Consider the following 25,656-nt stretch of genomic DNA (forward strand, 5'->3'; position numbering starts at 1 on the left):
GTCCGGCTTTCTTATCGATCAGAATCGATTCTATCGCGTTTGGTCATAAGTCACCAGGTTACCGGTTTGATCTGCGTTTTCCTGAATTTCAACTGCATACCAGCTTTTTGCATGGCCGTTTTGGCTTACGTACGTTTCCATGCCATAAATGCCCCGATGATATGCCGTTAGCGCATGATTCCAATCCTTGTAACGGTCATAGAGAAAATCAAGATACTCCACTGAAAGAAACATGGAATAATACGGATTAAACAATTGCTCTTCATCATACTCGATACCGGCCATTTCTGCGATCCACGGTGCCGTGTTCGTCATGAACTGGGCAATACCGTAGGCGCGTCCATAACTGGTTTTTGGTCCTACCATTTCCGGGTCAAACTGATCTCCTGTTTCAACTCGCAACAGTTCATAAACCAAAAACGGGTCGATATCCCTGTGGAGTGCTTCAGAAGCAAGGAACAAGCCCCACTCTTTCTGAAATGCACCTTCTGAATCCTCATACATAGCCTCTGCCACCTCATCAGCAGCCCGCCAATCCGTCAGTGTAACACTGCTTTTATAGTCCGGAAGTGTATCTCTCGCTTCAACAATGTCTTCAAAAGACTGATTAATCATATCTCGGTTGATCGTATTTTTTTCTAATTCAGCAATCTTCACATCAGATGTGTCACCCTGTGAGGAAAGCCCCATTAAAAGCGCTGTAACGGCTGCTACTGATGAAAAAATAAGCCACAGTTTGTTTATTTTCACGTTCGTTCCCTCCTTATACCTGCACACAAAGAGTGTACAAGGAAGGATGATAACCCATATCACGAAAAAAAGCAAGGGCAGCGTTCAGATAATCGTATTAAAAACCTTCAAAAATCACATCGGTTCTTTTACGAAACGTTCGCCGATTCGGGCTTTATATCCTGAATCCATCGTATGACAAGCCCCCGTTTCGGAGCAAATAAAAAGGCCAGCAAAAACAGAAACGACGAGGCTAATACAATGGATGCACCGGATGACACATCATAAATAACGGAAAAATAAAGCCCACTCACTGCGGCAATAACTCCAAACACAGACGACAATGCAATCATCAGTGAAAACCGGTCCGTTAATAAATAGGCTGTTGATGCAGGAGTAATCAGCATCGCAACCACCAGAATAATACCTACCGTCTGCAGAGATGCAACCGTCACCAATGAGAGAAGCAGCATCAGTAAATAGTGAATGCCTTTTACAGGAAGTCCGGCGGCTTTTGCCATTACCGGATCAAACGTTGTCAACAACAGCGGTCTGTAAAAGAGCAAAATCAACACCAGCACAAAGATCCCGATCCCAAGACTGATCCACACATCCTGCCGCGATACGGCGAGCACATTACCAAACAAAATATGCCAAAGGTCGACACCTGTCCCGGACATGCCTGTAATCATGACAATTCCCAGAGCGAACATGGCTGTAAACATGATACCGATGGAAGAATCTTCTTTAATTCGGCTGTTTTGCGAGATAAACCCGATTAAGAGTGCCGTCAGAACCCCGGTGAAAACAGCACCAACAAAAAAACTGGCCCCGAGCATATAGGCAACAACCACACCTGGGAGAACGGCGTGGGAGATCGCATCTCCCATCAGTGCCATCCCCCTCATGATAATAAACGAGCCAATCATGCCACAAATGATACCGACCAGAATGGCAGCCACCATTGCATGCTGTAAATACGGATAATGAATCAGCTGATCGATAAAGAACAGGATTTGGTTCATGACGGGCTCACCACCATGAAGGATTCATTGCCGTTACCCGGAAGGACGGCAGCCTGGCCGCCATAGGCTTTCTTGAGAAGTTCAGGGGTATAGACATCCTTTACAGGCCCCGAACGGATCAGTTGACGGTTTAGCAAAATGAGCTGATCAAAGTACTGCTCCACCTTGCTTAAATCATGATGGATCACAAACAGTGTTTTCCCGTCACTTTTCAGCTGCCTAAGAATAGACATAATGATCTCCTCAGACTGCATATCAATGCCGACAAACGGTTCATCCAGAAAAAAGATATCCGCTTTTTGCGCGAGGGCCCTTGCAAGAAAGACTCGTTGCTGCTGACCGCCTGACAGCTCACCAATCTGGCGATCTGAAAATGACGCCATCCCTGTTTTCATGAGAGCCTCTTGCGCGATATTCCGATCTTCTTTACTGACTTTTCCATACCATGGGATGTGCATATATCTTCCCATCAGAACTACGTCCCTGACGAGCACGGGAAAATCCCAATCGATTGATGACCGCTGCGGTACATAAGCAACTTCTTTACGGATCTGTTGAATCGACTGCCCGAAAAAAGAAACCTGTCCTTTGTATTTTTCAAGGCCAAGCATGGCTTTCATCAATGTTGATTTCCCTGCACCGTTAGGACCGATCACGCCGATAATCTGCCCACCCGGCATGGAGAACGTTACATCTTCAATGGCCTTATTGCGATGGTAATGCACAGTCATATGATTGACATCGATGACTGAATCATTCATCGTAATCACCCCTTACAATTGCACTTGTTTATAAAAGTTTCCCTTGTGCAACATTTTACTTTATCTCTATTATACGCCAGGTCTTATTAAATATCAATCGTTCAAAAACCATTCACTTCTGAATACGCATCTGTTTTAAGGATTCGTGAGACTGTATATACTTAAAAACCGGCAATCCTGATAAGGGGAGCCGGTTGAGTCCAACTTATTTTTGAGAAGCTATCTCTTCAAGCGTCGCTTTTAATGCATCATCAAACGTCCGTTTTCTCAACATCGCAATCTCCTCTTTGTATGGAGGGACGCGTTTTTTCTTATCTTCACCGACGTATGGTGTTTCGAGGATTTTCGGAATATCACCGAATGCCTCATGATGGAGAATACGGTCGATCGCTTCAAAACCGATATAACCAAATCCAATATTTTCATGACGGTCTTTGGAAGCTCCGCGTTCATTTTTACTGTCGTTGATGTGGAGCACCTTCAGGCGGTCAAGGCCGACAATGTCATCGAACTCCTTCAATACACCGTCAAGATCGTTTACGATGTCGTACCCGGCATCGTGCACGTGACAGGTATCGAAACAGACTGAGAGCTTTTCGTTATGTGTCACACCGTCGATGATCTTCGCAAGTTCTTCAAAAGAACGGCCGCACTCTGACCCTTTGCCCGCCATCGTTTCAAGGGCAATCTGAACATCGATATCCGGATCGATCACTTCATTCAGCCCTTCAATGATTTTGGCGATTCCCTGATCAGCTCCTGCACCAACATGCGCACCTGGGTGAAGGACAATCTGTTTGGCTCCAAGAGCTTCTGTCCGATCGATTTCACTTTTCAGGAAGTCGTCGCCGAGCTGAAATGTCTCGGGTTTCGTCGTATTCGCAATGTTAATTATATAGGGCGCGTGAACGACAATGTGATCGATGCCGTGCTGATTCATATGCGCACGGCCCGCTTCAATATTTAAATCTTCAATCGCTTTTCGCCGCGTATTTTGCGGTGCGCCCGTATAGATCATAAATGTTGTACTGCCATAGCCCGCAGCCTCTTCACTCGCTGCAAGGAGCATTTTTTTTCCACTCATCGAAACATGAGAACCTAACCACATTGTCATCACACCTTTTGCATTATTTCTTTCTGCTGTTGATTCTGCGATTTCGCTTCATTTCCTTTTCTGCTTTGAATTTCGCTTTCTTTTTGTAACCCGGCTTTACTTTTTTCGGTTTCTTCATGATTGCCTTTGCTTTACCGGTGAGTTCTTCATTTGATGAGACCTGACGTTCGCGCTTTTGAATCGTGACCCAGCGGCCCTTTTTAAATTCCCTATAGGAGAAATGAATACCTTTACCTTCAAGCTTTTCAATTGACGGTTGATCTGATCGGCCGAAAAACGTAATGGCCGTGCCGTCCCAGCCCGCACGCGCAGTACGTCCGACGCGGTGCACATAATATTCAAGTTCTTTTGGAATCTCGAAATTGATGATGTGGCTGACACCTTTAACGTCAATGCCCCTTGCCACAAGATCCGTTGCCACAAGATATTGAATCTCTGCGGTCTGGAGCTTTTTCAGAACTTTTTTACGCTGCCTTGGCTGTATATCACCATGAATACAGTCAACATTGAATCCCTCTGCGAGCATTCGTTTGAACACTTCATCAGCGGATTCTTTCGTATTCGTGAAGATGATCGCAAGAAACGGATTCAAGTCTTTTGCAATTGTCACGAGGATCTCTTTACGGTCTCTGTCCCTGTCCGGAATAAGCCAGTGGGAAATCTCCGAAGGTGCGCTCTGCTTCGGCTGGACCTCCACTTCCTTCGGATGGTTCATGTATTTCTTCAAAAATGGCTTCAGGCTCTCCGGAATGGTCGCTGAAAAAACGAGCAGCTGTAAATTCTCATTCATCATGGAGGCGATCCGGTCCACTTCCTCCAAAAATCCCATATCAAGCATCTGATCCGCTTCATCCACGACAAAAGAAGATACCGTCATCGGGTTTAATGCGGCTTCTTTCATCATATCAAGGATCCGTCCAGGAGTACCAATCACGATATGAGGACGTTGTTTCGCTTTTTCAAGCATCCGTTTGCGGTCTGTTCCACCGACGATCAGCTGGGACGTGACAGTAGTTTCACTGAAAGACGCATACCGTTTACAAACATCATAAAGCTGTGAGGCGAGCTCTCTGGTCGGTGCCGTAATGACAATCTGCGTCTCTTTCTTTTCCGGGTCGAGTCTGGTTAAAAGCGGCAACAAGAAGGCAAGTGTCTTCCCTGTTCCTGTCTGCGAGCGTCCAATGACGTCCTCCCCTTTATTCACTGCCGGAATAATTCTCTCCTGGATCTCAGTCGGCAAATCAATGCCTTCATCTTTCAATGCTTCAATTAAATAATCTGCCAAACGAAAACGTTCAAAATTATGTGCCATATGCTATACCTTCTTTCTTTTCAAGAAAGTGATTTGATAAAGGTCAGTCAGAATCAGAATACGCAACTCCGGAAACAGGGGAATCCTGTTTTCCGTTATTCACATTTGCAGTTGATCATTATCATTGCCTTTCAAGAAACGCTTACTCAAATCATAATTTTATCATGAACAGTCTCTGAATAGCCACCATTAATTATGATGCTGATGCCACCTCATGCTGTAAACGGACTATGCTGAAGCGAGTTCTTTATGTTTGCCCTGCTGAAAATTTCGTGCTGTTTTCAGTCGGTTTCCGCAATTGTTTTCCCGTATAGACTGATTAAGGGGGCATCAGCCTGACTCACTGAGTAAATCAAATTTGACACTACAGGCAACAAATGAAATACTTTCCGAACTTGAACACTTTATGATTGACGGTGTCACCCAATCGTAGTAAAATTTATTATTTTATCTGGATTTATGTTATAATGATAATAATCTAGATTCAGTGGAGGGATATTTATGTTTTCAATTGGAGACTGTGTTGTCTACCCCTATCACGGGGCCGGACGTGTTGAAAAGATCGAAGAGAAAGAAATACTCGGAAATAAATTGCTCTATTTTGTCGTCTATTTCCCGCTGAATCAAGTAACGCTCATGCTGCCTGAAAATAAAATCGGAGAGTCCGGACTGAGACCGGTCATTACAAAAAAAGAGCTCGATGATGTCGTGGAGTCTTTATGCGAAGAAGTCGAAGCGAGAGAGACGGCTGCTACCGCAAAGCCTTATTCCCGTGAAAATGAAGCGTTACTGAAAACCGGCTCGATCTATGATGCAGCAAGAGTCATCTCCTTGTTAAATGCAAAAAAGTCAGAGCGGGCAAACGGCCTTCACATCGAAGATCGCAAAAACCTTGAACGCGCTACACAATTTCTTGTGAGTGAAGTCAAAAATATTAACGGTTTTTCGGAAGAAGATGCTAAGCTGTTTATCAAAAACAACATTCCTGTCACATAAGTACACGGACCTTTCACGTTTTGTGAAAGGTTTTTTGCTTGAGATTATGCTTATTAACATCGACACTGGTATGCTCATCTCCCTGGGTCCTTTGACCAGGACGTATCCGACCAGTAATCAGACACAGCTCTGTTTACTCAACGGGTTTGGATTGTCAAGAATGTCACGGGGATTTATAATGTAAGAACAGTGGATATGATCCACGCAAAAGAGGAGGATGGTTTGATTATGAATGTTATTAAAATATCTCCAAGGGGATATTGTTACGGAGTGGTGGATGCCATGGTTATCGCCCGCAAAACTGCGGAAAACCCTGCATACCCGCGACCGATTTATATATTGGGCATGATTGTCCATAATGCTCATGTCACGGAAGCGTTTGAAGAAGACGGTATCATTACGCTTGATGGTCCAAACCGGCTCGATATTCTTGACCAGGTCGATCAGGGTACCATCATTTATACAGCACATGGCGTCTCCCCGGAAGTCAGACGCAAAGCAAAAGAAAAAGGATTGACAACCGTTGATGCCACATGCCCTGACGTCACGAGAACACATGATTTAATCAGGGAAAGAAAAGCCTTAGGGTATGAGGTTATTTACGTAGGGAAAAAAGGTCACCCTGAACCAGAAGGGGCCGCAGGCGTAGCCCCGGAGATTGTTCATGTCGTGGAGAAGGTCGAAGACGTCCATAACCTGAATATTGCATCAGAAAAGATCGTGATCACCAATCAGACAACGATGAGCCAATGGGATGTATCTGATATCATGAAAGCGGCAAAAGAGAAGTATCCGCACGCTGAAATTCATAATGAAATCTGTCTGGCCACCCAGACAAGACAAGAAGCGGTCGCAGAACAGGCCGGAGATGCAGATTTACTGATCGTAGTCGGAGACCCGAAAAGCAACAATTCAAACCGTCTTGCTCAGGTTTCCATAGAAGTTGCCGGCACCGACTCACATCGGATCAGCAGACTGAGTGAGCTGAATACCGAGTGGCTGAAAGGCATAAAGACTGTAGCTGTTACGTCCGGAGCCAGTACACCAACGCCGATCACAAAAGAAATTATCCGTTTTCTTGAGCAGTTTGACGAAAACGATCCACATACGTGGGATACAACCGATACCGTCAAACTTTCCAAAATACTGCCGAAAATGAAAAGTGCCCACGTACCGAAGCGCGCCGAACAGGAAATTTGACGATCATCACAGAAACACAGTGATTTTATTATTCGCGCAACCAACTGATTGACCTGATAGAAAACCACCCTGCCAGTTGATTTGATTGGCGAGGGTGGTTATTTGTTTACCTGAAGCGAAATGGATCTGTATGACTATCAGAAACAATGATGTCTGATTCATACCCGTTTGATGTAAGGAACTCTCTTAAACGGTCAGCAGTGGCACGCTTCATGATTTTTTCCACATTATGACCCGGATCGACCATCATTAAGCCTTCCATCATTGCATCATGGGCAACATGATAATACAAATCTCCTGTGACGTAGACATCTGCACCTTTATGAAGAGCAGTCATTGTATATTTATTGCCGTCACCGCCCAGCACCGCTACTTTTTTCACTTCACGTGAACCATCACCGACAACCCGGACAAATGGGACTTCAAACGCCGCCTTTACATGATCTGCAAAAGCGTCGAGCGTCATACCATCTTTAAGGTAGCCAATACGTCCAAGTCCAAAGACTTCTCCCTGATTTGCCAGCGGGTACACATCGTATGCCGGTTCTTCATATGGATGTGCATCAAGCATGGCCCGGATGACCTTTTTTTGAATCGATCCCGGTATAATTGTTTCAATCTTCAGCTCCTCGACAAATTCAGGCTCTCCCTGTTTTCCTATATATGGATCAGTACCGTCGCCAGGGATGAATGAACCTGTTCCTGGTGACTGAAACGAGCAATGACTGTAATCACCGATATGACCGGCACCTGCATCCCCCATCGCCTGCCTGACCCTGTCAGCATCATCTTTCGATACAAAAATCGTCAGCTTATACAACTGATCTTCACCCGTCTTTGCCAATACCTCGGTATCAGTCAAACCAAGAGCGTCGGCCATCAGATCATTCACGCCTCCGTCCGTTACGTCGAGATTCGTATGCGCAACATAAAGAGAAATGTCATGCTTGATCAGCTTTTCAACGGTTCTGCCATAGGAAACATCAGTCCGAATTGTTTTTAACGGCTTAAAAATCAAAGGATGGTGAGCAATGATAAAATCAATTTCCTGACTGATGGCTTCATCAACCACCTGCTCATTGACATCAAGTGTAACCATGACCTTGTTGACGCTCTTATTGAGCGTTCCTATCTGCAGTCCGATTTTGTCTCCTTCTACAGCGAGAGATTTCGGCGAATAGGATTCAAATTCCTGGATAAGGGTTTGCGCGTGCACACGCTTAGCCATCAATGGATTCCTCCTTCAACCACAATAATTTTTCATTCACTTCATTCAGTCTTTTTTTCACTTGATCCTGATCATTTGCGTTTAAGAGCTGTTCTTTGATACGGTTCAATTCTTTGTATTCCCATTCCCACTTTTTTTGAAAAGCGGAATTCGGTTTTCGGATTAAATGCGGTCCGAGCCAAAGCTCTTTCATGCGTGTATCCTGATCCACATGATAAGCATTTGTTCCCGTTCCCTTTTCTGCAATAAGAATTTCATAGATATGACCATCCTCTTCAAGAATGACCTCATCAATCAAATCCCATTCTTCCTTCATCAGCCAGGTGCGGATTCTGTCAGCGGCAATATTCGGCTGTAAAATCAAACGCTTAACGTGAGCAAGTGAATCTTTCCCCTCATCAAGAATAGACCTGATCAGAGGACCACCCATTCCTGCAACGACAACCGTATCGATCTCCGGCTCATCGACAATCACTTCAAGACCGCTGCCTTTTTTGGCACGAATGATCGAAGAGTACCCCGCTTTTCTGATATTTTCTTCAGCTGACTTGAGCGGTCCGTCATTAATTTCACCGGCCACACCATACCGAATCTGTTTTCGGTCTGCGAGATAAACCGGTAAATAAGCATGATCTGAACCGATATCTGCCAGTGCTGCTCCTTCAGGAACATAGTAAGCCACGGTCTCGAGCCTGGCTGATAGCTGTTGATGATTCATCATCTTTCCCCCATTCATTGTCATGTCTGTACTGACAGATTTCACAAGCTGTTTTGATATGTATGTATGTTTAGAAGGCCATGATTTATGATTCACGTGAACCGGGCCGACTGTAAAAAAGAAAGAAGGATACCGGATCCCTCTTTCCTGTTGAAACGTATTTACCAATGGTCTTACTGCTCAAGGATATAGAGAGTGACTGCTTCAGCCTCTTCCCCTGAAACAAGTCCTGCCGGCATTGTGCCAGGTCCTTCTTCAATGGCAGTCAGGATCTCTTCTTCCGAATAAACACCGCCCGCAAGTCCAGGTCCTACGCCGCCATCAAGGTTTTCCCCGTGACAGGATGCACATTGACCGATATACACGTGTTCTCCCAGTTCAATCGGATCATCGAATTCCTGTTCAGCCTCATTATTCTCATTATTATCATCTCCGGCGGTTTCAGGCCCCACATTCAAACCGACGAAAGAGAGAATGATAATCATAAGAACCCCCAAAACAGCTGTTGCAGCAAAAGGATATAACGGTTTTCCTCTCATCTGTATGTACCTCCTTTTCGTTTATACGATCTACATGGTGACAAACCCATTAATGCTGCGTCACACACTATCATTGTATATGAAAATAGCGTTTAAGCAAAGAAAAATCTATTTCAAAATGCGTTCAGCGGCGCTCTTCATCGCTCTCGGATCATCTGTGATAATTCCCGATACCCCGAGCTTATCACACAACAGCAGTTGCCCCGGCTTACGCACATGGTAGGCTCTGACCGGCACGCCTTTATTGCTCCATCGCCTGAAAAATCTTGAATTCTGGATATTGTAGCGGATATGAATACCGTCAGCAGACATTTTTTCAGCATATTTAACCGCTCTGAAAATTGGTGTTTTTGTCAGTAATGCGGTTTCAAGATGAGGATTAAGGGACTTAATCTGCTCTAAATACCCGTGTTGAAAACTCGATATGACGGCCCTGTCAATCATCTCAAAGTGTTCGAGATCCTTCACCGTTTCCCTGATTAAGAGATCCGCATTGGATTTTTGGAGTTTCAGTTCGATATGAAGAGTAAACGAATAGTCCGAAGCCCAAAGTAAAAACTCCTTGAATGAAGGGATGGTCTCTCCTCTGAATGAATCATGAAATCGCTGTCCTGCATCAAACTGTTTCAATTCATTTAATGTAAATGATGAAACTGAGCCCCGCCCATTCGTTGTCCGATCAATCGTCGGGTCATGAATGATCACCGGGACCAGGTCTTTCGTCAGCTGTAAATCAAACTCGATACCATCCACATCATATCCTGCCGCTGAATAAAAAGCGGCCATGGTATTTTCAGGAGCATATCGTTTATTTCCTCTGTGCGCAATAATTTTCATTCCAAATCAACCTCACTGTCTATTCCGGCTCTTCTATATTCTTTCCACAATCAGAAAACCGATAAACAGCACAACACCGGAAATACCGGAAATCCATAAATACGGCAGTTTAAGGCGCCATCCTCCTGCAATCCAAAGCGTACAAAGAACAACGATCGAACCCCCGAGGATCGCCCTCGAATTATCAAAAAAGAGGTCTACACCTACAACTGTAAGAATAAAAGACATAAAAGCTGCGAGGATAATATAAACATGCGTATACATCCGGTCTCGGCTCTGATAATAAAAGGCTGCGAACGCACTGATTACCATCACAAATGCAAGAATTCCAATTTGAAAGCCGGGCGGAATCTGTGTGAAATATAAAAATAAAATTAACAAGAAAAGTAAAAGAATAATCGCTCCTATGGTGGCAACCATTTTTTTGAACGCAGGCATCAGAGCGCGCTCGATGGGTTCATCAGGCGCATTTCCTTCTGTATAAAGACTCATTAAAAAATCACAGTACGTTTCGGGAAGAAGCTTACTGTCACGCCATTTCTGGATTTCATTCACGATTATTTTTTGCCGTTCATTCATCCAATCACCTGCCTCCTATTGAATGACATCCTGTACCATATCATCCAGTATAGCATATCTTGTCAGAGCTAGGTGTGCACGGTTCAGCAAATGATAAAATGATATCATTGAACAAAAGCACAAAAAAGACTCCCCGTTTTTCACAACAGGAAGTCTTTGCTTATTAATCCAAAAAGTCTTTCAAACGCTTGCTTCTGCTCGGGTGCCGAAGCTTTCGTAACGCTTTTGCTTCGATTTGACGAATCCGTTCTCTCGTCACACCGAACACCTTTCCAACTTCCTCAAGAGTTCTAGTCCGACCATCATCCAGTCCAAAGCGGAGCCTGAGCACATTTTCTTCACGGTCTGTCAGTGTATCGAGAACATCTTCGAGCTGTTCTTTCAACAGCTCATAGGCAGCAGCATCGGAGGGAGCCAATGCTTCCTGGTCTTCAATGAAATCACCAAGATGAGAGTCATCCTCTTCACCGATTGGGGTCTCGAGTGAAACAGGTTCCTGTGCAATTTTAAGAATTTCTCTGACCTTATCCGGGGTCAGTTCCATTTCCTTTGACACTTCTTCAGGTGTCGGTTCCCTTCCGAGATCCTGCAAGAGCTGACGTTGAACACGAATCAGCTTGTTAATGGTTTCCACCATGTGAACAGGAATCCGGATCGTTCTCGCCTGATCGGCAATCGCCCGTGTGATAGCCTGACGGATCCACCATGTGGCGTACGTACTGAACTTAAACCCTTTATTGTAATCAAACTTTTCAACGGCTTTAATCAGTCCCATATTGCCTTCCTGAATCAGATCCAGGAAAAGCATACCCCTGCCGACGTAGCGTTTTGCGATACTGACAACAAGACGGAGGTTAGCTTCTGCAAGCCGCCGCTTAGCTTCTTCATCATCTTCTTCAATCCGTTTGGCAAGTTCCACTTCTTCTTTTGCAGAAAGGAGAGGAACACGGCCAATCTCTTTTAAATACATTCGGACAGGATCGTTAATTTTGATACCAGGAGGCACACTGAGGTCATTCAGGTCAAATGCTTCTTCTTTCTCGACCTGTTGTAAACTCGGGACCGCTTCCGATTCATTTATGATATCAACACCCTGTTCACCAAGATGTTCAAAAAATTCATCCATCTGATCAGAATCCTGATCGAACGCGCCGAGTTTTTCCGTAATTTCCACATAGGTAAGTGATCCGCGCTTTTTACCTGCCTCTACCAACTGCTCTTTAACCTGATCGAGGGTCAGGTCTCCGTCAGCCATCTGACGAACCTGCTTGTCACCCATACGATCCCTCCTTCCAATTGTTCAAACCGGTAAACATCTATTGATAACGGTATTTCAATGAACGGTACAGTCTGTTCAGTTTCATACCGATCTCTGCAGCAGCAAGATGATCGCGATTGTCAATCGCCTGCTGCTGTTCCTTCTTCAGTTCTTCGACTTCATGCAGTCTTGATGCATTTTTTATGACCTGTATATAATCAGCAAGGACCTGCTCTGACACATCGTCTTCAAGCTGCTTCATGGAAAGCTCCGCAGCTGTATTCCGTACATCAGCGTCATGAATTCTTTCGAGAAAAAGAGCCGGTTCCGGCTGAAAGCCTTCAGCATAGTACCCATAGAGATGAGCAGCAATCGCCTGATAGATTTCAAATTGAAAAGAAGCGCCGATTTCTTCTTCAACCTGCATGGCGACATCTTTTGAATACATCATGTGCGCGATCAGACGGCGCTCCGCATTTTCTTCTGCGGACATCATTTTTTTGGCTCGTTTGTCAACCTGTTTGAATATGGCCTCTTTGACCTGCTTATGTTCCTTCTTACGCTGATTGGATCTGATACGTGTTAATTCTTCTCGAAGAATGTCCACGGAAAGATTAAACCGCTCAGCCAGTTTATGAAGGTACATATCCCGCTCAACAGGGCCGTCAATGCCTGCAGTTTCTTGAAGCAGGTCTTCAATATACGCAACCCGTTCATGTTCGAGAGTCAAATCCCGGCCAGTTTCAAAAAACTGAAACAAAAACGCCATCCACGACTTCCGGTTATCTATGACCTCGGATACAAAACGATCTTTGCCAAACTCACGAATATAATCATCCGGATCGTAGCCCTCCGGCAAGTTTGCCACCGAAACGGAAAGACCCGCAGCCATCAGGATACGTGCATTTTTATACGTTGCCTGCTGCCCTGCTCCATCTCCATCGTAACAGAGCAGGACACGGTCAGCATTGCGCCGAATCATTTTGGCCTGCTGATCTGTCATCGCTGTACCGAGAGATGCTATACCGTTGTCTATACCCGCTCGCCATGCTGCTATAACATCCACGTATCCTTCGAACAAAACGGCTTCATTGCGCTTTTTGATTCGGGGTCTTGCGAGATGGAAACCGTAAAGTGTAACGCTTTTATTGAAGATCTCGGATTCATGGCTGTTTAAATATTTCGGCTGGCTGTCCCCCAAACCGCGCCCGCCGAATGCAACGTGCTTTCCCTGTGCATTCCAGATCGGAAACATAATCCGGTCTCGGAAACGGTCATACGGTTTGCCGTCAGATTCTCTTCTTCCAACAAGCCCACAAGACGCCATATCATCCATCGAGAAACCCCGTTTCTCAAGAAAACCCGAAAGAAAATCCCATGAATCCGGCGCATAGCCAACCTGATACTGGTCAATAGCCGCTTGTGTAAATCCGCGTTTTCGAAGATATTCTCTTGCAGGCTTTCCTTCTTCTGACTGAACGAGGACATGATGAAAATACTTCGCAGCAAGTTCATGTGCATCATAAAAAGCAGCGTGGGATTCATTTTCACGTTTTCCCTGAATATCCGCGACATGATCAGGAAGCTCAATTCGGCTTCGCTCCGCAAGTTTTTGTACACTTTCAACAAATGAAAGTCCCTCGAGTTCCTGAAAGAAACTAAAAACATTACCGCCTGCACCGCAGCCAAAGCAATGATAGACCTGTTTATCAGGCGAGATACTGAATGACGGTGAGTTCTCATTATGGAAAGGACAAAGTCCAACAAAACCCTTTCCCTGTTTTTTCAGCTGAACGTGTTCACTAATTACATCAACAATATCAGAATTTTTCCTGACTTCCTCAATGATATCTTCAGGAATTCGGCGTTCCATGGTGCCACCCTCTTCATTTCTCACTGACAGAAAACATCCCTAACACTTACGATTCGAGAAGAATTTCATTTTTCCTGCTTTTTTCTTAAAATAATTTCGAGTATCTCAGAAAAATGTGCCCTGTCATCAGCCGTAAAAGGCTTGGGGCCTTTATGACGTTTGCCGCTTTTGCGAACTTTCGCTTCATGGTACCGCCGGTCGAGATGAAAATCAATTGTCGTATGTGTCACTTCATTCCCTCTCGATTGCAAAACTGTCGCTCCTTTGGCAAGCAGAAGACTCGATAAGCCCAAATCATCTGTAATAATTACATCCGAAGAAGAAACAAGATTGGCTATACGAAGATCAGCTGCCTCTCTGTCCGGATCAACGATGATCTGTTCCACAAAAGCAGGGAGACTTTTCCCTCTCGTGTGAGCATATGAGGAGACAAGAATGACTGAAAGAGAAAAGCGATCAGCCAGTTCGATCACCTCGGGAACAACCGGGCATGCATCACCATCAATAAACAGTCGGATCATCAACACTCCAATTATTCTGCGACATGTGAATATTCGTGATTACAGACAAACATCCATCAAACCAGAAGATTTGACAGATGCAGTCACAATATATCATTATATCCGAAATGTCTCTGAAACACCAGCAAAAGCTTTAGTGTTAAAATTATCTTTTTTGCACAGCCTGGTAGATCAGATTTGCCGTCTCTTCAACAGCCCGCTCCGATACGTCGATGACTTTACAGCCGATCCGGTCCATAACGGACTGCGCATGAGTAAGTTCCTCTTCAATTCGCTGAAAGGTGGCATAATTGGCCTGTTCCTTTAAACCAAGCGCCTTTAAACGTTCAATACGGACACCGTTTAACTTTTCAGGACTGATCTTCAACCCGATGACTCTGTCAGCAGGAATGGAAAACAGTTCTTCCGGAGGATCCACTTCGGGAACAAGCGGAACATTCGCCACTTTAAGGCGCTTATGTGCCAGATACTGTGACAGAGGCGTCTTTGATGTTCTCGAAACCCCGACTAATACAACGTCAGCCCGGAGCACTCCTCTCGGGTCACGCCCATCATCGTACTTGACAGCAAACTCAATAGCCTCCACTTTTTTAAAATAATCTTCATCAAGCGTATACAGAAGACCCGTCTCGTTTTTCGGTGGAGCATCGATCTTGGTCTCGAGTATATTTAACAATGGCGTTAAAATATCATAAACCGGCACATCTTTTTGCGAAGCCTCATCAAGCAGATAGTGGCGAATTTCAGGCAATACGATCGTGAAGACAATCACGCCGGAAGTTGCTCTTGCTTTCTCAATCACTTCATCAACCACCGTCCGGTCATCAACATAAGGCACACGTGTGGTGGTCACATGGTCCGTATCAAACTGACTGATCGCAGCTCTTGCCACAAGCTCTGCCGTCTCGCCAACAGAATCGGATAATACATATACATGAGTCATATTAGACGCTGTCATAATTCTGTTCCTCCTTGGTATCCGTTATTCATTTTCCTGCGCCAGGGAAACAAACGCCTTGGTAATGTTCGTTTTTGTCATTCTCCCTGTGACTTCAAAGACTTCTTCGCCATTTACGGATACCTGTTTCACGACAGGGAGTCCGTCGATCTGCTTTTGAATCAGCGTGTTTGCCACTTCAATCAGAGCATCATCCTGCCCACACATGGTAATATTCGGCATACGCGTCATAATCACATTCACAGGCACCTGGGACAGATCCTGATTGCCCATACTCGCCCTCAAGAGATCTTTCCTGGAAAGAACGCCTGTCAGAATCGAATTTTCCCTGACGACAAACAGCGTTCCCACATCTTCAAGAAACATGGTCACGATCGCATCATATACCGATGAAGACTCCTTCACCACAACAGGAATACTCTGAAATTCTTTTACTGTCATCTTTTTCAGTTCATCATTTAAAACCCGTTTCTGAGCATTTTCGACATAAAAATAACCAACTCTTGGCCGCGCTTCGAGAAAGCCGGACATGGTCAAAATAGCCAGATCCGGTCGCAGCGTTGCTCTTGTCAGTGACAGTTGTTCTGCAATCTGTTCGCCCGTGATTGGACCATTCTCTTTAACGATTGTCAGTATTTTCTCCTGCCGCTCATTTAATTCCATACACTCACCGCCTCTTTTTTACAGGCGGGAAATTATCTGTTCCCGCCTGTACAATGGCTGACCTGAAACTGACTGTTACGCCTGATCGGTATGAAACACAATTGACTGAAAATCGGCAATCATTCGCACCAATGCAGCAAGCTGGCTCATTTGAGTCAATCTGTTTTCCCGAATCTGCTCATCATCAGTCATGACCATAATACCATCAAAATATTTGTGAATGGACGGAGCTGCTTCACGAAGAGCCTGGTAGGCCGCTTCCGGTTTCATATCCCGAAGGGATTTGATGATGACAGGTTTAATCCGTTCATAGTCCTGATACAGATTCACCTCAAGATCCGATTCAAACAGATCCTGATCAATTTCCTCAGCACTGCCCTGTTTCTTCGACGCAATATTTGTTACCCTGCTGAAGGCTTCAACATCCTCCTTGAATGATGCATCTCCTAATTTGTCATTCAGAAACGCCGCCTTCTTGAAGACAAGAGGCACATTGTCTGTTTCAAAAGCGAGCACTGCATCAACAACATCATAGCGGATGCCCGATTCCTGAAGAATGTTTTTATAGCGGAGGGTTACAAATTGATTGAAGTCACGCAATACCTCTGCCTGATTTCGTTTTTGAAGATTCTTCTCCTGTAAAATATCCTGCGCGGCATTAAACAGCTCATTCAATGAAAGGGTCCATTCAAAGTCCCTAAAAATTTGTACAATCGCGGCGGTTTGCCTGCGCAGACCATGTGGGTCCTGAGAGCCCGTCGGGATATTTCCGAGACTGAAGTGAGCGGCTATTGTATCGAGTTTATCCGCAACACTGATAACAGCTCCTTCGATACCCGACGGAACCGGATCGCCGGATTGCTTCGGGAGATAATGTTCACGGATTGCTGTTGCAACTTCAGGTGTTTCACCGGATTTTAATGCGTAGACTTCTCCCATATATCCTTCGAGTTCTGTAAATTCATTCACCATCTGTGTCACAAGATCATTTTTCGACAGCCTTGCCGCCCGGTTGATCGCTGTCTTCGATGCAGAATCAAGACTGAGCATGGAACCGATCTTCTCTGCAAGTGTCTGAACACGGTCGACCTTATCAGCAATGGTGCCGAGATCCTCATGGTAAACAATTTGATGCAGCTTTTCAAAGTTGTCTTCTAAGGCATGTTTTTTGTCCTCATTGAAGAAAAATTCTGCATCCTGAAGTCTCGCACGAAGCACTTTTTCATTTCCTTTTTGAACCGTTTCAAGATGACGGTGATCCCCGTTTCTTACGGTCACAAAATAAGGGAGCAGTGATCCTGACTGGTCCTGAACAGGGAAATAGCGCTGATGCTCGCGCATGGACGTGATCAGTACGCGATCCGGCACAGCGAGAAACCGTTCATCAAACGACCCGAACAGAGCTGTTGGGTATTCAACGAGCTGTGTCACTTCTTCGAGCAGCCCTTCATCCATTGGAATTTGCCACTCCTGCTCGCTGGCAATATCCTGAATCTGGTTTTTGATGGCGTCTTTTCGGCTGAACGGATCAGCCACGACATGCTGACTGAGAAGGGCATGTTCGTAATCAGATGCATGGTTCAATGTCGCAGCCTGTCCGAGGAAGCGGTGCCCCTGTGTGACATTACTCGCCATAACTCCGGCAATCTCAAGAGGGATCACTTCTTCACCGTACATAGCCACCAGCCAGCGAACAGGTCTCGCATAGCGCATCTCATGACTGCCCCAGCGCATGTTTTTCGGAAACGGGATCCCCGTAATTACGTCATGCAGCCCTGAAAGAAGCTGAAGCGTCTCCTGTCCTTCGATGTACAGTTTAGCGTAGACATACTCAACGCCCTTCACTTCTTTAAAGAACAAATCTTCTTCGTTCACCTGTTGTCCCTTGGCAAACCCGATTGCTGCTTTTGTCCAGTTTCCTTCCTCATCGAGGGCAATCTTTTTGGCAGGTCCCTTCGCTTCTTTTTCCTGATCAGGCTGTTTCGTGGAGACGCCATTCACTTTAACCGCAAGACGTCTCGGCGTTGCAAACATGTTTACATCATCATAATCGATCTGTTTGTCAGATAAAAACGCTTCCGTCCGTTTTGCCAGTTCATTCATTGCGCCATTTACAAAGCGTGCAGGGAGCTCTTCAAGTCCGATTTCAAGTAACAGGGTATCGTTATTCATCAGCCGCCTCCTCCTTTTCCTTCAGCATTGGGAATCCGAGGTCTTCACGAACCTCGACATATTTGACCGCGCATTTCCTTGCAAGATTGCGGACTCTGGCAATATAGCCGGTTCGCTCTGTCACAGAAATTGCACCTCTCGCATCAAGAAGATTAAATACATGCGAACATTTCAGAACATAGTCGTAAGAGGGAATAACAAGCCCTTCTTCAAGAGCTGAGGATGCTTCTTTTTCGTAAGTTGCAAACAGCTCAAACAGCATGTCTTTGTCCGCTGTTTCAAAGGCGTATTTGGACTGTTCAAATTCATTTTGCAAAAAGACATCTCCGTAAGTAAATCCATCCACCCAGGTGAGATCATACACATTTTCTTTGTCCTGGATATAGGAAGCAAGACGTTCAAGACCGTACGTAATCTCAACGGATACCGGTTTCGCGTCCAGACCGCCAACTTGCTGGAAATACGTAAACTGGGTAATCTCCATGCCATCAAGCCATACTTCCCAGCCAAGACCCCATGCTGCAAGCGTTGGGGCTTCCCAGTTATCTTCAACAAATCGGATATCATGTTCTTCCGGGTTAATACCAAGCTGACGAAGACTGTCCAAATACAGTTCCTGAATATGATCCGGCGAAGGCTTCATTATCACCTGAAACTGATGGTGCTGATAGAGTCTGTTCGGATTTTCACCGTAGCGGCCATCGGCTGGACGTCTCGACGGTTCCACATAAGCCACGTTCCATGGCTCAGGCCCGAGACTTTTCAAAAACGTCATTGGATTCATCGTTCCTGCACCTTTTTCCACATCATACGGCTGCAGCAACAGACAGTTTTGTTTTCCCCAGAAATCCTGGAGTGTTAAGATCATTTCCTGTACATTCATTCTGTTCCCTCCTGTATCTTGATAATTGGTTTTTCGGCAATAGAAAAACTCCCGTCTCTATGCCTGTTAAGACATAGGGACGGGAGTACACCCGCGGTTCCACCCTACTTGTGCACTTTGTGCGTGCACCTGCTTTACTTGCATTACTCCAAAGCGCCTTCACAGTGTCTCAATCCGGCATCCGGCTTCCACTGCCCCGGAATCGCTGACTCTGTCACATATGACAGAGTTCGGAATTAAAACTTCTGTTACTACTCTTTATCAACGTAATCTATATTGCTGGTTCTTTTTAAAATCGTACTCAAAAAAAGGGGATCTGTCAATCATCTTTCGCACGATTCATCATTTCTTCCATCGCATCCATCTGATCGAGGAACCGTTTAGATTTCAATTTCAGTCCAACAAACTCCTGATAATACAGATCGAGAATCAGTTTTAACTGTTGTTTTGATTCGGGTTTGACATCAAGTTTTCCGATCCGGCGGGGATTGATGGACTGAAAGACCCTCAGAAGCTTCATGACAGCAGGATTAACATACACAACATGATGATCTTTATGCAGGCATCGTTTGCACAGGGCACCACCATACGTCATCGAAAACTGAAAAGGCAGTTCGACTGACCCGCAAGATGCACACTGATGCAACACAGGATCAACGCCGGCATATCGGAGCATCTTCACTTCCATAATCGCCAGGAGGACAGCGGGGTCGTCTCCCTCATCAAGTCTTCTCAAAAGTTGATAGAGGGTTTCATAAAGCTGCCCGTCAGGTATATGGTCTTCAACAAGTCTGTCGATCAGTTCAATCATACAGGCACCATAGGTCGTGAGAAGGACGTCTTTACGAACCGATATGAACGACTCAATCAAATCCGCAGCATTCAGGGATCCCATACCATGCTGCCGATGATAGACAAATACCGCCTGAACAAAAAGCTGGGTCGATGCAGCGAACCGGCTTCCCGGCTTTTTCGCTCCCCTTGCCATGAGCGCGACCTTGCCCTGTTCCTTTGAATACACGGTTACTACTTTATTATTCTCGCCGTAATCATTGGCGCGGATTACAATTCCTTCAACCCTGTGCAGCATGGTAAACCGCCACTTTCCCTGATGACATTAATATTCGTCTTCGTTATAGCCGAATTCTTTTAATGTTCTCGGCTTGTTTCGCCAGTCCTCTTCAACCTTCACAAACAGTTCGAGAAAGATATCCGTTCCCAGCAAATTCTTGATGTCCTCACGTGCCTGTTTTCCGACTTCTTTAATCATGGCACCCTGTTTACCGATAATGATGCCCTTTTGTGATTTACGCTCTACGATAACCACCGCGGCAACATACACCTTATTGCCTTTTTTCCTGCGTTTGATTTGTTCAATCTCAACAGCAATGGAGTGCGGGACTTCCTCTTCAGTCATATGCAGAATTTTTTCCCGGATCATCTCTGAAATGAGAAAACGTTCAGGATGGTCCGTAACCTGATCTTCCGGATAATACATCGGACCGGGTTCCAGGTATTTAAACACCTGTTCAAGAAGCGTCTCAACATTATTCCCGTTCAATGCAGATACAGGGATTACCTCGGCGAATGGGTACAGATCTTTGTACCCCGCTATAATCGAAAGCAGTTCTTCCGGATGCACTTCATCAATTTTATTGATGACAAGAAAGACCGGAGTCTCAAGGTTCTCGAGCTTTCGGATAATATACTCATCCCCCGCTCCTTTTCCTTCTTTCGCATCGACAAGAAAAAGGACGACATCCACTTCCCGTAACGCCTGTTGTGCGAGCTTTGTCATGAAGTCACCGAGTCTGTGTTTCGGCTTGTGTATACCGGGAGTATCAATAAATACAATTTGACCACGTTCATCTGTCAGAACACCCTGGATCCGGTTTCTTGTCGTTTGCGGTTTATCACTCATAATGGCAATTTTCTGCCCTAACACCTGATTTAAAAGCGTTGATTTTCCTACGTTCGGTCTTCCTACCAGTGCTGCAAAGCCTGATTTTTGTTCCTCGTTGTTCATTCCATCGTCCTCCGCTAATTATATTCCAATTTTAAAACCATTTTACCAAGTGTGGGATAAATATCATCATACCGATGATCGCAGCTGTTATTGAAAAAACGAATACAGCCCCTGCTGCAGTATCTTTTATAACCTTTGCCCGGTCATCATATGTTTGCACAACCAGATCCACGACGTGCTCAAGAGCCGTATTAATCAACTCCATGCCAAGGACTGCACCGATGACTATGATTAGAATCAGCTGCTCCTGATAGGGAATCTGCAACAACTGAGCCATGACAAGGACAAAGACCGATATCACGGTGTGGATCCTGAAATTCTGTTCACGCTTCCATGTGAACCGAACCCCCTGTAACGCATAAACAAAACTCTGTTTCAATCGATTTAAAGAGAGAAAAGGCTGTTTATTTTTGGATTCCATACGCCGTCAACAGCTCCTCCTGTCTTGCAAACATCTTCTGTTCATCCGCTTCATTTTCGTGGTCATAGCCACACAGATGTAAAAAGCCATGCACGGTTAAAAACGCGAGTTCACGTTCAAATGAATGGCCATACTCATCAGACTGCCTGTAAACGGCAGGAAGAGAAATGATGATGTCCCCAAGCATATCTGGAATTGTCGGCGCAATAATCTGTTCTTCTCCGTCATGCAGGGCGAATGACAGCACATCTGTCGGCCTGTCTTTTTCCCTGTAATCCCGATTTAATTCCTGTATGCGGCCATCCGTGACAATCGAAACTGAAACTTCGGTCCCCATTGGAATATCCTCAGCCTTCATTGCAGAAAACAATACATCCCGTATCAGCTGTAATGCGTCATCGTGAAGTTTTTCTGTTTCATCCAATATATCGATTTCGTAATCTGTTACTGTCATTCAGCTCTCTCCTTTTGAACGTCCTGATGATCACGGGTTCCCGGCAACTGCTCATCCGGGTATTCAATGCGGGAATGAAACGTACCCTGCAGGGTTTCAAGCATTGATTTCGCAATACTGTGCAGTTCGCGGATCGTCAGGTCACATTCATCGAGTTGATCGTCATCCAGTTTTTCGTTAATAATTTTCCTGATCAATGTGTCGATTTTTTCAATCGTCGGCTGTTTCATCGAGCGTACGGCCGCTTCAACGGAATCTGCAATCCCCACCACAGCGGCAACCTTATTGGCCGGAAGAGGCCCGGGATAACGGAAGTCATCCATCTTGATGTCAGGATCCTCTTCTTTCGCCTTAAAATAAAAGAACTTCAGACACGACGTGCCATGATGGGATTCCGCGATCTCCACAATTTCTTTCGGCATTTTATGAGACCTCAGCATTTCCGCCCCATCGTATGGATGCGCGGTAATGATTGTTTTACTGAGCTGTGGTGAAATATTGTCATGAGGATTTTTCGTCCCCATTTGATTTTCAATAAAAAAATGCGGCCTCCTGGTCTTACCGATATCATGATAATAGGACCCTACTCTTGCAAGGAGCCCATTTGCCCCAATCGCTTCACAGGCAGATTCAGCCAGATTGGCTACCATGACACTGTGATGGTATGTTCCTGGTGCTTCAAGTAATATTTTACGCAGAAGAGGATGGTTCGGATTCGAAAGTTCGATCAGACGGGTATTGGACAAAATCCCAAAAGCCGTCTCCAAAAACGGCAGAAGACCGATTGCCAGAATGGCCGAGACAATACCGGCCAAAGCTGCAAATCCCAGGTTAAACCCGATTTCAATCCATCCGTACTGGGCATTTTTAATCATAAGAATGGCAGCAACAATGATAAGATTCACTCCTGAGACAAGGAGCCCTGTCTTCAGCATGCGCATCGTCGTTTGCGATTTAATCAGATAGAACACCCCTGCAAGTGAGCTGAAAAACACAAACAGCCCTTGAGACGCATCAAACATTGTCGTGCTTAAATCGTTATACATAACGCTTGCGACAATGGAAAACAGCATACTCGTAAAGATCGCGATTCTTGAATGAATCAAGATTGTAATCAGCATCGTTCCAGCGGCTGCCGGAACGAGAAAATGTATGCCGCTGATTTCAAGATAATGCATCATACTCGACAGCTTCATCAAGGAAAGTACCGTTGTATAGATCAACAGATACATCAAAAGATGGGTATTGTTCGTCTTCAAAGACGTTTTGGCGTCAGACAGATAATAAGACAGCATGATGGTCATAATTGATATGATCATGCCAAGGCCAATGAAAGGGTATAGGTAGTTCACTTCTTCAGTCAAACCGACTGTCGAAAGCTGTTCATACAGTTCAGACGTAATGACCTGGCCTTCTTCCACGATGATCTGTCCCTCACGGAGCATGGCAGGTTCAACACTTTCGGCTGCCTGATTCCTCGCTTCTTCTGTCGCCGATTGATCAATCATATAATTGGACGTTACTCCGTATCGGACAACATCCGTTATTGCTTCTCTGAGCTGGGCACCACCCGGCGAGTTTCGGACGATCTGTTCAGCTTCAGCACGAGCCGCTTCCACTTCATCCATTTTTATTTCATCACTCATCACATCGTGAACAGCACTCATCGATGTCTCTCTGGCAAGTTGAAGCATCTCCTGATCTGCACTCAAAAACGTCGTTAATGTTTCGTTTTCAAGTTGTTCATTCATCTCATCAGGGAGATCGGCACGCAGATCACTGATCATCTCTGACTGATCAAGATCGCTGTAGGTGAATTCTCTGTTTTCAGGAGAGGCAGGCTCTTGCTCTTCGGCCTCTTCCGCAGGTGTCTCGTCTGCTTCAACCTCCTCTTCGTATGCTTCATAAGCATTCTGCCGGACTTGGTCAATTCGCTGAAACAAATCCTGAATCCGTTCCACCTGATTTTGACCATAGCGGGGATTCATCGCATAAACAGGTTCTACATCGTCAACAGCCTCTTGAATCAGTCGGTCCGTTTCTGCTTTGTTCTCAATCGTCAAAGGCGAGCGGATATCCTGATCCGATACCATTCCAGGTTCGAGTTCAGGGTGATCCGGCGCTACATTGGAAAACAGAAGGCCAAAGGTGACCAGTGCGAAAATCATAAATAAAAAGAATCGGATATAGCGGTGATCCCTGATTGTGTTCCACCACTTCTGCTGATCAATCGGTGATTGTCTGGACATGGGTCTTCATCCCTTCCGAATGCCTGAATCAGTCACCCTTCTGATCATAGGCTTCAATAATACGCTGAACGAGTGTATGACGAACGACGTCCTGAGCCTGCAGGTGAATAAAGGACATTCCCTTCACATCTTTCAAGATCTTCATGGCAATCTTCAGTCCCGATTCCTTTCCTTTAGGCAAATCAATTTGCGTAATATCACCCGTCACGACCATCTTCGATCCGAAACCGAGCCGGGTCAAGAACATCTTAATCTGCTCTCCCGTCGTATTCTGGGCTTCATCAAGAATCACAAACGAGTCATCCAGCGTACGTCCCCTCATATAGGCGAGGGGGGGCAATTTCTATTGTGCCTCTCTCCATGAGCCTCAACGTGTGTTCCACACCGAGAACGTCATGCAGGGCATCATAAAGAGGTCTCAAATAAGGGTCAACCTTTTCCTTTAAATCGCCTGGTAAAAACCCGAGATTCTCGCCGGCTTCAACTGCAGGTCGAGTCAAAATAATTTTTTTTACCTGTCCTTCTTTCAGTGCGTGGACCGCAAGTACAACAGCCAGATACGTTTTCCCTGTTCCGGCAGGGCCGATCCCAAACACAATATCATGCTGACGAATCGCTTTTACATAGTGTCGCTGTCCGAGTGTTTTGGCAAGAATCGGTTTTCCTTTTGCCGTAACCGTAATTTTATCGTCATATAAATCCACCATTTCCTCAATCTGACCGGCATCAGCCAGCTGTGCCGCATACACGACATCGCGCTCCTTGATAGAGACACCTTTTCTGATCAGAATCAGCAGTGTATTTAATATCAGGCTGATTTTACCGGCGGTTTCCTCAGATCCGTTCATTGATACTACCTGCCCCCGGGAATGAAGAGACAACCTATAGACTTCTTCGAGTCTTTGAAGGTGACGGTCATTCGGTCCAAATAAGGCTTGGACTTCATTGGCATCATTGGCTTCTATTTCGATGGTTCGTTTTTCTACAGTCAATAAACTCAGTCTCCTTATCGTATGCATGATAGTCAGTGGCTGTACTATGTTAACTTTACCACCAGAATCCTGTATCTGCAAAGTTTTTCACGAGGAAAGCACCCCGGGGATGTAAAGAAAAGCTGCCCTCCTTTTCGATAAGGGGACA

24 protein-coding genes and 1 pseudogene are annotated in these 25,656 nt (G+C 45.3%); 2 read left to right on the forward strand and 23 right to left on the reverse strand.

The genetic code is table 11. The annotated features are described in order from the left end of the window. Window positions 1-30: 30 nt before the first annotated feature. The 5 genes from BSEL_RS11880 to BSEL_RS11900 all read right to left on the reverse strand — a co-directional run bounded on the left by BSEL_RS11880 (window position 31) and on the right by BSEL_RS11900 (window position 4,941). Entirely contained in the window at window positions 31-750 is a 720-nt protein-coding gene (locus tag BSEL_RS11880) for a lytic transglycosylase domain-containing protein (protein ID WP_013173259.1), read from the reverse strand. A 128-nt stretch (window positions 751-878) separates the two neighbouring features. Then, the gene (locus BSEL_RS11885) at window positions 879-1,754 is read right to left on the reverse strand and encodes a metal ABC transporter permease (protein WP_013173260.1); all 876 of its coding nucleotides are present in this window, start codon (window positions 1,752-1,754) and stop codon (window positions 879-881) included. After that, window positions 1,751-2,515, reverse strand: a complete 765-nt coding sequence (locus BSEL_RS11890) for a metal ABC transporter ATP-binding protein (RefSeq protein ID WP_013173261.1) — start codon at window positions 2,513-2,515, stop codon at window positions 1,751-1,753. The genes BSEL_RS11885 and BSEL_RS11890 overlap by 4 nt, the downstream gene beginning before the upstream one ends. A gap of 205 nt (window positions 2,516-2,720) precedes the next feature. After that, window positions 2,721-3,623, reverse strand: coding sequence for a deoxyribonuclease IV (locus BSEL_RS11895; protein WP_013173262.1), 903 nt, complete (start codon window positions 3,621-3,623; stop codon window positions 2,721-2,723). Between the two features lie 19 nt (window positions 3,624-3,642). Next, window positions 3,643-4,941, reverse strand: coding sequence for a DEAD/DEAH box helicase (locus tag BSEL_RS11900; RefSeq protein ID WP_013173263.1), 1,299 nt, complete (start codon window positions 4,939-4,941; stop codon window positions 3,643-3,645). A 501-nt stretch (window positions 4,942-5,442) separates the two neighbouring features. Here BSEL_RS11900 and BSEL_RS11905 point away from each other — a divergent pair. Beyond that, on the forward strand, window positions 5,443-5,937 hold the full coding sequence (locus BSEL_RS11905; protein WP_013173264.1) for a CarD family transcriptional regulator: 495 nt from the start codon (window positions 5,443-5,445) through the stop codon (window positions 5,935-5,937). A 228-nt stretch (window positions 5,938-6,165) separates the two neighbouring features. Further along, on the forward strand, window positions 6,166-7,137 hold the full coding sequence (locus BSEL_RS11910; protein WP_013173265.1) for a 4-hydroxy-3-methylbut-2-enyl diphosphate reductase: 972 nt from the start codon (window positions 6,166-6,168) through the stop codon (window positions 7,135-7,137). Window positions 7,138-7,243: 106 nt separating this feature from the next. On the opposite strand, the gene BSEL_RS11915 is transcribed toward BSEL_RS11910, so the two are convergent. The 18 genes and pseudogenes from BSEL_RS11915 to BSEL_RS12000 all read right to left on the reverse strand — a co-directional run bounded on the left by BSEL_RS11915 (window position 7,244) and on the right by BSEL_RS12000 (window position 25,535). Further along, window positions 7,244-8,365 (reverse strand): Nif3-like dinuclear metal center hexameric protein, encoded by a 1,122-nt coding sequence (locus tag BSEL_RS11915; protein ID WP_013173266.1) that lies wholly within the window; start codon window positions 8,363-8,365, stop codon window positions 7,244-7,246. Further along, window positions 8,358-9,086 carry a tRNA (adenine(22)-N(1))-methyltransferase gene (locus BSEL_RS11920; protein WP_232970459.1) on the reverse strand — a complete coding sequence of 243 codons (729 nt, stop codon included), beginning with the start codon at window positions 9,084-9,086 and terminating at the stop codon, window positions 8,358-8,360. The genes BSEL_RS11915 and BSEL_RS11920 overlap by 8 nt, the downstream gene beginning before the upstream one ends. Before the next feature lie 170 nt (window positions 9,087-9,256). After that, entirely contained in the window at window positions 9,257-9,622 is a 366-nt protein-coding gene (locus BSEL_RS11925; protein WP_013173268.1) for a c-type cytochrome, read from the reverse strand. A gap of 108 nt (window positions 9,623-9,730) precedes the next feature. Next, on the reverse strand, window positions 9,731-10,459 hold the full coding sequence (locus BSEL_RS11930; protein WP_013173269.1) for a glycerophosphodiester phosphodiesterase: 729 nt from the start codon (window positions 10,457-10,459) through the stop codon (window positions 9,731-9,733). Window positions 10,460-10,492: 33 nt separating this feature from the next. Beyond that, window positions 10,493-11,038 carry a hypothetical protein gene (locus BSEL_RS11935; protein ID WP_013173270.1) on the reverse strand — a complete coding sequence of 182 codons (546 nt, stop codon included), beginning with the start codon at window positions 11,036-11,038 and terminating at the stop codon, window positions 10,493-10,495. A gap of 163 nt (window positions 11,039-11,201) precedes the next feature. Next, the gene (rpoD, locus tag BSEL_RS11940) at window positions 11,202-12,317 is read right to left on the reverse strand and encodes an RNA polymerase sigma factor RpoD (protein WP_013173271.1); all 1,116 of its coding nucleotides are present in this window, start codon (window positions 12,315-12,317) and stop codon (window positions 11,202-11,204) included. Window positions 12,318-12,354: 37 nt separating this feature from the next. Next, window positions 12,355-14,169, reverse strand: coding sequence for a DNA primase (dnaG, locus tag BSEL_RS11945; RefSeq protein WP_013173272.1), 1,815 nt, complete (start codon window positions 14,167-14,169; stop codon window positions 12,355-12,357). Between the two features lie 65 nt (window positions 14,170-14,234). Then, entirely contained in the window at window positions 14,235-14,690 is a 456-nt protein-coding gene (locus BSEL_RS11950) for a DUF188 domain-containing protein (RefSeq protein ID WP_013173273.1), read from the reverse strand. A 145-nt stretch (window positions 14,691-14,835) separates the two neighbouring features. Then, window positions 14,836-15,648 carry a pyruvate, water dikinase regulatory protein gene (locus BSEL_RS11955; protein ID WP_013173274.1) on the reverse strand — a complete coding sequence of 271 codons (813 nt, stop codon included), beginning with the start codon at window positions 15,646-15,648 and terminating at the stop codon, window positions 14,836-14,838. A gap of 24 nt (window positions 15,649-15,672) precedes the next feature. Then, window positions 15,673-16,311 (reverse strand): helix-turn-helix transcriptional regulator, encoded by a 639-nt coding sequence (locus BSEL_RS11960; RefSeq protein ID WP_013173275.1) that lies wholly within the window; start codon window positions 16,309-16,311, stop codon window positions 15,673-15,675. Window positions 16,312-16,386: 75 nt separating this feature from the next. Next, on the reverse strand, window positions 16,387-18,483 hold the full coding sequence (gene glyS / locus BSEL_RS11965) for a glycine--tRNA ligase subunit beta (RefSeq protein WP_013173276.1): 2,097 nt from the start codon (window positions 18,481-18,483) through the stop codon (window positions 16,387-16,389). Further along, window positions 18,476-19,366, reverse strand: coding sequence for a glycine--tRNA ligase subunit alpha (glyQ, locus tag BSEL_RS11970; protein WP_013173277.1), 891 nt, complete (start codon window positions 19,364-19,366; stop codon window positions 18,476-18,478). The genes glyS and glyQ overlap by 8 nt, the downstream gene beginning before the upstream one ends. A 319-nt stretch (window positions 19,367-19,685) precedes the next feature. Then, complete coding sequence (recO, locus tag BSEL_RS11975; RefSeq protein WP_013173278.1) at window positions 19,686-20,456, reverse strand: DNA repair protein RecO; 771 nt, start codon at window positions 20,454-20,456, stop codon at window positions 19,686-19,688. A gap of 27 nt (window positions 20,457-20,483) precedes the next feature. After that, window positions 20,484-21,392 carry a GTPase Era gene (gene era / locus BSEL_RS11980; protein WP_013173279.1) on the reverse strand — a complete coding sequence of 303 codons (909 nt, stop codon included), beginning with the start codon at window positions 21,390-21,392 and terminating at the stop codon, window positions 20,484-20,486. A gap of 31 nt (window positions 21,393-21,423) precedes the next feature. Continuing rightward, on the reverse strand, window positions 21,424-21,813 hold the full coding sequence (locus BSEL_RS11985) for a diacylglycerol kinase family protein (protein WP_013173280.1): 390 nt from the start codon (window positions 21,811-21,813) through the stop codon (window positions 21,424-21,426). Continuing rightward, complete coding sequence (gene ybeY, locus BSEL_RS11990; protein WP_013173281.1) at window positions 21,797-22,267, reverse strand: rRNA maturation RNase YbeY; 471 nt, start codon at window positions 22,265-22,267, stop codon at window positions 21,797-21,799. The genes BSEL_RS11985 and ybeY overlap by 17 nt, the downstream gene beginning before the upstream one ends. Further along, on the reverse strand, window positions 22,264-24,516 hold the full coding sequence (locus tag BSEL_RS11995) for an HD family phosphohydrolase (protein ID WP_013173282.1): 2,253 nt from the start codon (window positions 24,514-24,516) through the stop codon (window positions 22,264-22,266). Before BSEL_RS11995 ends, ybeY begins: the two co-directional genes overlap by 4 nt. Window positions 24,517-24,544: 28 nt before the next feature. Continuing rightward, window positions 24,545-25,535 (reverse strand): annotated as a pseudogene (locus BSEL_RS12000) (PhoH family protein). Window positions 25,536-25,656: the final 121 nt, after the last annotated feature.

Source organism: [Bacillus] selenitireducens MLS10 (assembly GCF_000093085.1).
Lineage (GTDB): Bacteria > Bacillota > Bacilli > Bacillales > Salisediminibacteriaceae > Salisediminibacterium > Salisediminibacterium selenitireducens.